This is a genomic window from Streptomyces flaveus (genome assembly GCF_014647675.1).
Taxonomy (GTDB): domain Bacteria; phylum Actinomycetota; class Actinomycetes; order Streptomycetales; family Streptomycetaceae; genus Streptomyces; species Streptomyces flaveus.
Genome location: NZ_BMPQ01000003.1, coordinates 311,824 through 322,318, shown reverse-complemented (window position 1 = coordinate 322,318; position 10,495 = coordinate 311,824). Strand labels below are relative to the sequence as shown.

10 protein-coding genes are annotated in these 10,495 nt (G+C 66.7%); 2 read left to right on the top strand and 8 right to left on the bottom strand.

Translation table 11 applies throughout. The annotated features are described in order from the left end of the window. Nucleotides 1-25: 25 nt before the first annotated feature. The 4 genes from qcrB to ctaE form a co-directional block, all read right to left on the bottom strand. Nucleotides 26-1,654 (bottom strand): cytochrome bc1 complex cytochrome b subunit, encoded by a 1,629-nt coding sequence (gene qcrB, locus IEZ21_RS08180; RefSeq protein WP_189321192.1) that lies wholly within the window; start codon nucleotides 1,652-1,654, stop codon nucleotides 26-28. Beyond that, nucleotides 1,651-2,712 carry a cytochrome bc1 complex Rieske iron-sulfur subunit gene (gene qcrA, locus IEZ21_RS08175; protein WP_189321191.1) on the bottom strand — a complete coding sequence of 354 codons (1,062 nt, stop codon included), beginning with the start codon at nucleotides 2,710-2,712 and terminating at the stop codon, nucleotides 1,651-1,653. Before qcrA ends, qcrB begins: the two co-directional genes overlap by 4 nt. After that, complete coding sequence (gene qcrC / locus IEZ21_RS08170; RefSeq protein ID WP_189321190.1) at nucleotides 2,709-3,518, bottom strand: cytochrome bc1 complex diheme cytochrome c subunit; 810 nt, start codon at nucleotides 3,516-3,518, stop codon at nucleotides 2,709-2,711. Before qcrC ends, qcrA begins: the two co-directional genes overlap by 4 nt. A gap of 65 nt (nucleotides 3,519-3,583) precedes the next feature. Then, nucleotides 3,584-4,204: an aa3-type cytochrome oxidase subunit III gene (ctaE, locus tag IEZ21_RS08165; protein ID WP_033325423.1), complete on the bottom strand. Its 621-nt coding sequence runs from the start codon at nucleotides 4,202-4,204 to the stop codon at nucleotides 3,584-3,586. Between the two features lie 209 nt (nucleotides 4,205-4,413). Here ctaE and IEZ21_RS08160 point away from each other — a divergent pair, with 209 nt between their 5' ends. Next, nucleotides 4,414-4,812, top strand: coding sequence for a response regulator (locus IEZ21_RS08160; protein ID WP_033325425.1), 399 nt, complete (start codon nucleotides 4,414-4,416; stop codon nucleotides 4,810-4,812). Nucleotides 4,813-4,923: 111 nt separating this feature from the next. Here the strand turns inward: IEZ21_RS08160 and IEZ21_RS08155 are convergent, their stop codons facing one another. The 4 genes from IEZ21_RS08155 to ctaC all read right to left on the bottom strand — a co-directional run bounded on the left by IEZ21_RS08155 (nucleotide 4,924) and on the right by ctaC (nucleotide 9,429). Beyond that, on the bottom strand, nucleotides 4,924-6,174 hold the full coding sequence (locus tag IEZ21_RS08155; protein WP_189321189.1) for a L,D-transpeptidase: 1,251 nt from the start codon (nucleotides 6,172-6,174) through the stop codon (nucleotides 4,924-4,926). Between the two features lie 131 nt (nucleotides 6,175-6,305). Continuing rightward, nucleotides 6,306-6,704, bottom strand: coding sequence for a cytochrome c oxidase subunit 4 (locus tag IEZ21_RS08150; protein ID WP_189321188.1), 399 nt, complete (start codon nucleotides 6,702-6,704; stop codon nucleotides 6,306-6,308). Then, nucleotides 6,701-8,434, bottom strand: coding sequence for an aa3-type cytochrome oxidase subunit I (gene ctaD, locus IEZ21_RS08145; protein WP_033325429.1), 1,734 nt, complete (start codon nucleotides 8,432-8,434; stop codon nucleotides 6,701-6,703). The genes IEZ21_RS08150 and ctaD overlap by 4 nt, the downstream gene beginning before the upstream one ends. Further along, nucleotides 8,431-9,429 (bottom strand): aa3-type cytochrome oxidase subunit II, encoded by a 999-nt coding sequence (gene ctaC / locus IEZ21_RS08140; RefSeq protein ID WP_373302188.1) that lies wholly within the window; start codon nucleotides 9,427-9,429, stop codon nucleotides 8,431-8,433. The genes ctaD and ctaC overlap by 4 nt, the downstream gene beginning before the upstream one ends. Nucleotides 9,430-9,765: 336 nt before the next feature. Between ctaC and IEZ21_RS47440 the strand changes: the two genes are divergently transcribed. After that, nucleotides 9,766-10,495: cysteine desulfurase family protein (locus IEZ21_RS47440; RefSeq protein ID WP_373302200.1), on the top strand; the 730-nt coding region annotated here is incomplete at its 3' end.

Here is a 10,495-nt window from a genome sequence, read left to right as displayed (position 1 = left end):
CTTTGCCGTGGCGAACGATCGGAGATCAGTGGTGGCCGTGGCCGCTCGTGATCTCCTGGTACTCCTCGGCGGTCGGCTTGGGGATCTGGCCGTCCTCTCCGTAGTACGCCTTGCTGAGCCTGGACTTCAGCTTCTGCGGAGCCTTCACCTTGCGCTCGACGCCGTTCTCGTCGACCGTCGGGCCGATCTCGGCCGGCTCGTACTGCTCGTGCGCGGTGAGCACATGCAGCTGCTCCTGGCTGAGCGGCTCGTGGACCTCGACGAACTCACCGTGCGGCAGGCGCTTGATGATGCCCGACTCGCGGCCGTGCAGCACCTTGTCCTTGTCGCGGCGCTGCAGGCCGAGACAGATCCGTTTGGTGACGATGAACGCGATGACCGGCCCGGCGAAGAACCCGATCCGGACGAACCAGGTGACCGCGTTGATCGACATATGGAAGCTGGTGGCGATGATGTCGTTGCCACCGCCGATCAGCATGATCATGTACGCGGTGATCCACGCGACACCGAACGCCGTCCGGGTCGGCGCGTTGCGCGGCCGGTCCAGGATGTGGTGCTCGCGTTTGTCCCCGGTGATCCAGGACTCGATGAACGGATAGAGCGCGATCACTCCGAGGAAGAGACCGAAGATCACCAGCGGGATGAACACGCCCAGGACGAGCGTATGGCCGGCGAAATTGATCTCCCAGCCGGGCATGGCGCGGATCAGTCCCTCGGCGAAGCCCATGTACCAGTCGGGCTGGGCGCCCGTGGACACCTGGTCCGCGCGATACGGCCCCAGTACCCAGATCGGGTTGATGGACGCGACGGCGGACAGCATGGCGATGAACCCGAAGACCAGGAAGAAGAAGCCTCCGGCCTTGGCCATGTAGACCGGCAGCAGCGGCATCCCGACGACGTTCTTGTTGCTCCGGCCGGCACCCGCGAACTGCGTGTGCTTGTGGTAGAAGACCAGGATCAGGTGGCCGACCACGAGCCCGAGCATGATGCCGGGCAACAGCAGGATGTGGATCGAGTAGAACCGCGCGACGAAGTCGCCGCCCGGGAACTCCCCGCCGAACAGGAACATCGAGATGTACGTGCCCACGATCGGCGTGGCCAGGATCGCGCCCTGTGTGAAGCGGACACCGGTGCCGGAGAGCAGGTCGTCCGGGAGCGAGTAGCCGGTGAAACCGGTGAACATGCCCAGTACGAACAGCAGGAAGCCGAACAGCCAGTTGATCTCACGCGGCTTGCGGAAGGCGCCGGTGAAGAAGACGCGCATCATGTGCACGAACATGCCGGCCAGGAAGATGATCGCCGCCCAGTGGTGGATCTGCCGGATCAGCAGACCGCCGCGGACGTCGAAGCTGATGTCCAGCGTGGAGGCGTACGCCTCCGACATCAGCTGGCCCTGCATCGGCACATAACTGCCGTGGTACTCGATCTCGTTCATCGACGGGTGGAAGAACAGCGTCAGATACACACCCGTGAGGATGATGATGATGAAGCTGTAGAGGCAGATCTCACCCAGCATGAAGGACCAGTGGTCCGGGAAGATCTTGCGCATATTGGCCTTGGCCAGGCCGTAGATGCCGAGGCGGCCATCAGCCCAGTCGGCGACCCGCTCGCCCGCGGGTGCCTTGCGGCGGTCGTCGTCGTGTGAGGTGCTCATCCGCGCTCCCAGAAAGCAGGACCGACGGGCTCTTCGAAGTCGCCGAGCGCCTCGAGGTAGCCCTCGTCGTTCACACCGATGCGCAGCTGCGGCAGGGCGTGACCAGCGGGGCCGAAGATCACTCGGGCACCGTCGGAGAGGTCGAAGGTGGACTGGTGACAGGGGCAGAGGACGTGGTGCGTCTGCTGCTCGTACAGGGAGATCGGGCAGCCGACGTGGGTGCAGATCTTCGAGTAGGCCACGATGCCCTGGTGGGACCACTCGAGTTCCTGCTTGTCCTTGATGTCGTCCGGCTGGATCCGGACGATCATCAGGGCCGACTTGGCGATCTCGTTCTGGAAATCGTGGTCGTGCTCCTCCAGGCCCTCGGGCTTGGCGAAGGTCAGTGAACCGACCGCGACGTCCGAGGGACGCAGCGGCTCGTCCGTGTTCATGTTGACGAGCAGCTTGCCCTTGCGCCACAGCGTGTGCCGCAGCTTGTCCTCCGGCAGCGGACCGAGGTCGCGCAGAAGGACGACGCCGGAGAGCGGGAACAGGGCCAGCGCGCCGAACATCGTGTTGCGGATCAGCTTGCGGCGGCCGAGCGCGGACTCCTTGGCACCCTGCCGGAAGTCCTCCATGACCTTGGCCTTGACCTCGGGCGTGGCCTCGATCGCGTGCCGCTCGTCGGCGAGTTCCACGTCGGACATCAGGGTGCGGGCCCAGTGGACCGCACCCGCACCGATGGCGAACAGCGCCACACCGAGGGTCATACCGAGCGCGAAGTTCAGCGCGCTGATGCGCCCGAGCGGGAAGACGTAGATCGACTTGTCGACCGGGATCGCCACGAACGCGGCGATGAAGGCGACGGTGGACAGCATCGACAGCGTGAACAGGAGGGCGACCGTACGCTCGGACCGCTTGGCGGCCCGCTCGTCGATGTCCTGGATCCGGTGCTCGTGGGGCGGCAGTCCCGGGTCCGCGAAGGGGTCCTTCTCGCCCGGGACGGCTACCGCACCGTGCTCGTCGTCGGCCCGCTCGGCGGGCAGGTTCTCTTGTGGAGTTTCTTGGCTACTCATGACTTCCTGGCCTTTGCGGTCCGGGCGGCGACCCACACGGCGACGGCGATCAGTCCACCGAGACCGAAGACCCAGCCGAACAGGCCCTCGCTGACCGGTCCGAGGCCGCCCAGCTCCAGTCCGCCGGGGCTCTCCGACTTGTCGCTGTTGACCTCGTCCAGGTACGCGATGATGTCCTTCTTGTTCTGCTCCGTCAGCGTGGTGTCGGGGAAGGACGGCATGTTCTGCGGGCCGGTCTCCATGGCCTCGTAGAGGTGCTTCGGATCGACGTCTTCCAGCGTAGGGGCGTACTTGCCGTTCGTCAGCGCGCCGCCCTTGCCGGTGAAGTTGTGGCACTGCGCGCAGTTGGTACGGAACAGCTCGCCGCCCTCGGCGATGTCCGCGCCCTCCGGGCTGTACTGGTTCTCGGTCGGCACGGTGGGACCGGCACCCAGCGAGGCGATGTACGCCGCGAGCTGGTCGATCTCGGCCTGCGAGTAGATGTTCTTCTTCTTCGGCACCTGAGCGCCGGGCTGCTGCGCCGGCATACGGCCGGTGCCGACCTGGAAGTCGACGGCCGCGGCACCCACGCCCACCAGGCTCGGCCCGTCGGTGGTGCCCTTACCGCCCGTGCCGTGGCAGCTGGCGCAGCCCACGGCATAGAGCTTCTGGCCCTCTTCGATGGTGAGGGTCTGGGCGGTCTCATCGGCCTTGGCCTTGTCCGGGGGCGCGACCAGGGTGTAGATCCCCCCGGTGGCCGCCAGCGCGATGAGTAGGACGACGACCGCCGCCAGCGGATGGCGTCGTCGTGCGGAGAGCTTTTTCACGGATTACCCCGGTGTCAGGATCTTCTGCGTCGGTGCTTCTGGACAGTGCGCGGGAGCGGGCCCGGCTACTTGATCATGTAGATCGTGGCGAAGAGGCCGATCCAGACGACATCGACGAAGTGCCAGTAGTAGGACACGACGATGGCGGCGGTCGCCTGCTCGTGCGTGAACCTGTGGGCCGCGTACGTACGCCCCAGGACCAGCAGGAAGGCGATGAGACCACCCGTCACGTGCAGGCCGTGGAATCCGGTGGTCAGGTAGAACACCGAGCCGTACGGGTCGGACGAGAGCGAGAGGCCCTCGTGCTTGACCAGCTCCGTGTACTCGAAGACCTGACCGCCGATGAAGACCGCACCCATGACGAAGGTGACGATGAACCACATCCGGAGCTTCTTCACATCGCCGCGCTCGGCGGCGAACACGCCGAGCTGGCAGGTGAGGGAGGAAAGCACCAGGATCGTGGTGTTGGCCGCCGAGAACGGGAAGTTGAGGGTGTCCGCCATCTCCTTCCAGTGAGTCGGTCCGGTCACCGATCGCAGGGTGAAGTACATCGCGAAGAGGGCCGCGAAGAACATCAGCTCGGAACTCAGCCAGATGATGGTTCCGACGCTGGTGAGGTTCGGCCGATTGACCGACGGGTGCGCGTGCCCGGTTTCTACTGTCGTTGCTGTCGCCACGACCGACATTATGTCGGTCGCTTATCCCGCCCTCACCCCGGGGGGTGCTGTTCGGAGTGTCCGTGCGCTGTGCGCTGCTCGGATGGCTCAGGGAAGGGGCTACGGACCGGTGTGTAGCAGGTGTCCGAGGGAGTAGCATCCGCGCAGCGGTCCATGACCGTATGACCCATGTCCGTACGACGTTCTTACGACGCGAGTCCCGAAGTCACGGAGGAACAATGCAGGCGACCGCCACGGTGCTGGTCTACAGCGACGACTCCAATACGCGGGAGCAGGTGCGGCTCGCCACGGGGCGCCGGCCGGCGAGTGATGTTCCTCAGGTCGAGTTCATCGAATGCGCGACTCCTGCGGCGGTTCTGAAAGAGCTGGACCGGGGTGGCATCGACGTCTGTGTGCTGGACGGTGAGGCCGTACCCATGGGCGGCATGGGGATGTGCCGCCAGATCAAGGACGAGGTGTTCAACTGCCCGCCCGTGCTGTTGCTGATCGGGCGGCCGCAGGATGCGTGGCTGGCCACGTGGTCTCGGGCGGACGCCACGGCAATCCTGCCGGTGGAGCCTGTTGAGTTCGCGTCGGCGTTGGCTTCTCTGCTGAGGCAGAAGGCCCTGAGCGCCTGAGAGCTCGGTCCCAAGGGGCAGTTTGGCGGCTGCGGGTGCGTCGTGGCTTGTCGCGCAGTTCCCCGCGCCCCTTTGGGGCGCCCCACTGAGCGTCCGCATAGGCCGACACTGTCACGCCGACACCGGGCTCAGACGTGCCCGGTCCTCCGGGCGTGACCCCTCCACCAGCGCGCTGCCCTTCTGCCACTTCTGCCAGTCGAGGTTCCAGTCGCCGAAGCCGTTGTCGAAGGGGGTCATCATGTCGCCTTCCGAGTTGACGACCTTGACGATGTCGCCGGGGCGGACGGTCTTGAAGAACCAGGCGGCGTTCGCGGTGCTCATGCCGGTGCAGCCGTGGCTGACGTTGGCGGAGCCCTGGGAGCCGGTGGACCAGGGGGCGGCGTGGACGTACTCGCCGCTCCAGGTGACGCGGGTCGCGTAGTACACGGGCAGGTCGTAGTCCTCCGCGCTGCCCTCGGCGATGCCGATGCTGGTGCCGCGCATCCGTACGAAGTACTCCTTGCCCAGCACTACCTTTACGCCGTTGCGGGTCTCGAAGCCGGGCTTGCCGGTGGTGATGGGGATCCGCTTGATCACCTTGCCGTTGCGACGGACCGCCATCGAGTGCGCGGCGGCGTCCGTCACGGCCTCGACGCGGTCGCCCGTGGTGAGCTTCAGGGGCTTGGCCTTGCCGCCCCAGAGCCGTTCGGCGACCTTGATGCCGGAGAGGTTGCTGTACGCGCGGATGGTGGCGTGGGCGGGCCAGTACTCCCTGGGGCGGTAGTGCAGGGTCTTGGCGTCCACCCAGTGCCAGGCGCCCTCCACTGCGGGCTGTGAGACGACCTTGAGGGCACGCTCGACGACCTTGCGGGCCGCCTTGCCCCTGAGGGGGGCGCTGAGTTCTGCCGTGACGGGCTGGCCGACACCGTACGTCCCCGCGTCAGGGCCGAACTTGACGCCCAGCCGCTTCTTCGTGGTGGGCCTGCCGGTGTCGAAGGCGAGGACCTTGCGGCCGGGCGCCCCGTCCCCGTTCTCCGTGCTCACCCGCACCGTGTAGCGGGCGCCCGCGGCGAGCGGTGAGGTGCTGTGCCAGCGGGTGCCGTCCGCGGAGAGTTCGCCCGCCACGTACCGCCCGGCCGCGTCCGTGGCCGTCACGTCGGTGATGCGTCCGCCGGAGCCCTCGGCGGTGATCTCCAGGGGTTTGTCCGGGTCGGCCTTCTTGCCGTTGCCGACCGGGGCGTTGAAGGAGATCTGTTCCGCCGCGTCGTACGGCCTGGCCGAGAGCGGGTGACCCTCGGAGTCGCAGGCCGTGACGCCCGCGCCCAGGGTGACCAGCAGCAGGGTGCAGCTGGTGATGGTGGGGACTCGCGGTGAGGGGCTCATGCGTTCAACATAGGAACGCACGACCACTGCGGCGCGGCGAGTGGTCCGTGTGGGGGATGCCCTGCCCGACAGACGAGGGAGCCCGGACCCTCCGTGACGGAGTGTCCGGGCTCCAGAGCGCCGAGCGCGTGTTACTGGGTGCGGTTCTCACCGTGGTAGTACTCGAAGACCCAGCCCCACAGGCCGATCATGATGATCGGCACCGAGAAGTACAGCAGCCACCAGCCGAAGATGACGCCCATGAAGGCGAGCGCGCCACCGATGCCGAGGGAGAGCGGCTGCCAGCTGTGCGGGCTGAAGAAGCCGATCTCACCGGCGTCGTCCGCGACGTCGGCCTCCTTGTTGTCCTGGGCGCCCACGTCGACCCGCCGGGCCGTGAAGGCCAGGTAGTAGCCGATCATGATGCTCAGGCCGAAGCCCAGGAAGAGCGCCGTGGTGCCGGCCGGCTCCTCCGACCAGTAGCCATAGACGATCGCCATGGCGAGGATGAAGACGGCCAGCCAGATGAACATCTTGCCCTGGATCTTCACTTGCCGGCCTCCTTGCCACCTGCGAGGGACTTCTCGGCGGGACCGACGTTCTCGAGCTGGTCGATGGCGGCGATCTCCGGGTGGTGCAGGTCGAACGCCGGGGATTCACTGCGGATCCGCGGCAGGGTGAGGAAGTTGTGCCGCGGCGGCGGGCAGGACGTGGCCCACTCCAGGGAGCGGCCGTAGCCCCACGGGTCGTCGACCTCGACCTTCTTGCCGTACTTGGCGGTCTTCCACACGTTGTAGAAGAACGGCAGGATCGACAGGCCGAGCACGAAGGAGCTGATCGTCGAGATCGTGTTCAGCGCGGTGAAGCCGTCGGCCGCGAGATAGTCCGCGTACCGCCGTGGCATGCCCTCGGCACCCAGCCAGTGCTGGACGAGGAACGTGCCGTGGAAGCCGATGAACAGCGTCCAGAAGGTGATCTTCCCGAGGCGTTCGTCGAGCATCTTGCCGGTCATCTTCGGCCACCAGAAGTGGAAGCCGGAGAACATCGCGAACACGACCGTGCCGAACACCACGTAGTGGAAGTGCGCCACCACGAAGTACGAGTCCGAGACGTGGAAGTCCATCGGCGGCGAGGCCAGGATGACACCGGTCAGACCACCGAAGGTGAAGGTGATCAGGAAGCCGGTGGCCCACAGCATCGGGGTCTCGAAACTCAACGACCCCTTCCACATCGTTCCGATCCAGTTGAAGAACTTCACGCCCGTCGGCACGGCGATCAGGAACGTCATGAAGGAGAAGAACGGCAACAACACGCCGCCGGTGACGTACATGTGGTGCGCCCACACGGTGACCGACAGGCCGGCGATCGCGATGGTCGCGCCGATCAGGCCCATGTAGCCGAACATCGGCTTGCGGGAGAAGACCGGGATGACCTCGGAGATGATGCCGAAGAACGGCAACGCGATGATGTACACCTCTGGATGGCCGAAGAACCAGAAGAGGTGTTGCCACAGCAACGCGCCACCATTCGCGGCATCGAAGATATGCGCCCCGAATTTCCGATCCGCCTCCAGCGCGAACAGCGCGGCGGCCAGCACCGGGAAGGCGAGCAGCACCAGCACCGCGGTGAGCAGCACGTTCCACACGAAGATCGGCATGCGGAACATGGTCATGCCCGGGGCGCGCATGCAGATGATGGTGGTGATGAAGTTGACCGCGCCGAGGATGGTGCCGAAGCCGGAGAACGCCAGACCCATGATCCACATGTCGGCGCCGATGCCCGGCGAGCGGACCGCGTCGGACAGCGGCGAGTAGGCGAACCAGCCGAAGTCGGCGGCGCCCTGCGGGGTGAGGAAGCCGCCCACCGCGATCAGCGAGCCGAACAGGTACAGCCAGTAGGCGAACATGTTCAGCCGCGGGAACGCCACATCGGGGGCACCGATCTGCAGCGGCATGATCCAGTTCGTGAAACCGGCGAACAGCGGCGTCGCGAACATCAGCAGCATGATCGTGCCGTGCATCGTGAACGCCTGGTTGAACTGCTCGTTCGACATGAGCTGGTTGCCGGGGCGAGCCAGCTCGGCGCGCATCAGCAGCGCCATCACGCCGCCGATGACGAAGAACGCGAACGACGTGACCAGATACAGCGTGCCGATCGTCTTGTGGTCCGTGGTGGTGAGCCACTTGACGACGACGTTGCCGGGCTGCTTCCGCCGTACCGGGACCTCGTTCTGGTACGTGTCTTCCGGCGCGGCACCCTGAGGTTCGTTGAGGATGCTCACAGTTGGTTCGTCTCCCGGTTCTTCTCGTGGTCCGTCTGCTCGATACCGGCCGGGACGTAACCGGTCTGGCCCTTCTCCGCGAGCTCCCTGAGGTGGGCCTCGTAACGCTCGGGAGAGACGACCTTCACGTTGAAGAGCATCCGGGAGTGGTCGACGCCGCACAGTTCGGCGCACTTGCCGAGGAAGGTGCCCTCCTTGTTGGGGGTCACCTGGAAGGAGTTGGTGTGGCCCGGGATGACGTCCTGCTTCATCAGGAACGGCACCACCCAGAAGGAGTGGATGACGTCACGCGAGGTGAGGACGAAGCGGACCGTCTTGCCCTTGGGGAGCCAGAGGGTCGGGCCGGGGTTGCCCGTCTGCGGGTTCTTCGAGCCGGGCGTGCCGGCGTCGTAGACACCGCCGGCGTTCGCCGGGAAGTCGTCCTTGAACCGCTGCGGAATCGCGTCCAGGTTCTTGTCGGTCTTCGCGTCGCCGTTCGAACCCTCGACGTTCTCGACGTAGTTGAAGCCCCAGCTCCACTGGTAGCCGACGACGTTGACCGTGACGTCCGGCTTCTTGTCGAGGCTGAGGAGCTCCGACTCGTCGCGGGCGGTGAAGTAGAACAGCACCGAGACGATGATGAGGGGGACCACCGTGTACAGCGCCTCGATGGGCATGTTGTACCGGGTCTGCGGGGGAACTTCGACCTTGGTGCGGCTGCGCCGGTGGAAGAAAGCACTCCACAGGATCAGGCCCCAGACCAGCACGCCCGTGGCGAGTGCTGCGGCCCACGAGCCCTGCCACAGGGAGAGGATCCGCGGAGCCTCTTCCGTGGTCGGGGTGGGCATACCAAGGCGGGGGAAGTCTTCCCAGTTGTACGAGCAACCAGAGGCTGTCGCCAGGACCAGGCCCGCAGTCAGTGCCTGCAGCAGCTTCCGCCGCATCGGGCGCTGCGGCGTGGGGGTACCGCCCGCGCCCCCCAGGGCGTGGGGGAGGTCGGAGCCGTTGGGACTCACGTAGCGCCTTCCCGAGAGTCTCGCCCGCGCGTGTTGGCTGCGGCCTTCTCGGTGGTCGGTCGCCGCCCTGCGTCGGGCAGGGGTTTGGATGTTTATGCGGACCAAACCCTAGCCGACGCCCTTCGGGGGTTCGCGGGGAGGGGGGCCCTCCGTGCCGCCGGTCAGCCGAAGGGTGGTTGGGGCGCCTGATAGCTCGGGGGTTCGGCTTTGTGTGGCGAGTACGGGTTGTCTGTGGCTGGTCGCGCCCACGCGGCGGAGCCGCAGATTGATTACAGCCCCGCGCCCCTGGGTCCGCTTCCCTCAGGTCCGCTGTCCTGCTGGAAGTAGCGTTGCTATGTGGCTTACTTCGACACTGCTTCCAGTGCTCCCCTTCATCCCGTTGCTCGGCAGGCTCTTGTTGCCGCGCTCGACGAGGGGTGGGCGGACCCCGCTCGGCTCTACCGCGAAGGGCGCCGCGCCCGGCTGCTGCTCGACGCGGCGCGTGAAGCCGCTGCCGAAGCGGTGGGCTGCCGTCCGGACGAGTTGGTGTTCACGTCCTCCGGGACGCGGGCCGTGCACACGGGGATCGCGGGGGCGCTTGCGGGACGCCGCCGCGTCGGGCGCCACCTGATCGTGTCCGCTGTCGAACACTCTTCGGTGCTGCATGCGGCGGAGGTCCACCGGGCCGAGGGCGGGTCGGTGACCGAAGTGCCCGTACTGCGTACGGGTGCCGTCTCCCCCGACGCTTACGCCGCCGCCCTCCGCCCCGACACCGCGCTCGCCTGTCTGCAGTCGGCCAACCATGAGGTGGGTACGGAGCAGCCGGTCGCCGCGGTCGCCGCCGCGTGTCGTGAGGCGGGCGTACCGCTGCTGGTGGACGCGGCGCAGTCGTTGGCCTGGGGGCCGGTCGAGGGTGACTGGTCGGTGCTGACGGGCAGCGCCCACAAGTGGGGCGGGCCGTCGGGTGTCGGGCTGCTCGTCGTACGCAAGGGGGTGCGGTACGCCCTTCAAGGCCCCGTCGACGAACGGGAGTCGGGCCGTGCTCCCGGCTTCGAGAACATCCCCGGCATCGTCGCCGCGGCGGCCT

Bases quoted from the DNA above. Each gene is read 5' to 3' on its own strand.
- qcrB (WP_189321192.1), bottom strand. From the start codon at position 1,654: ATGAGCACCTCACACGACGACGACCGCCGCAAGGCACCCGCGGGCGAG.
- qcrA (WP_189321191.1), bottom strand. From the start codon at position 2,712: ATGAGTAGCCAAGAAACTCCACAAGAGAACCTGCCCGCCGAGCGGGCC.
- ctaE (WP_033325423.1), bottom strand. From the start codon at position 4,204: ATGTCGGTCGTGGCGACAGCAACGACAGTAGAAACCGGGCACGCGCAC.
- IEZ21_RS08160 (WP_033325425.1), top strand. From the start codon at position 4,414: ATGCAGGCGACCGCCACGGTGCTGGTCTACAGCGACGACTCCAATACG.
- IEZ21_RS08155 (WP_189321189.1), bottom strand. From the start codon at position 6,174: ATGAGCCCCTCACCGCGAGTCCCCACCATCACCAGCTGCACCCTGCTG.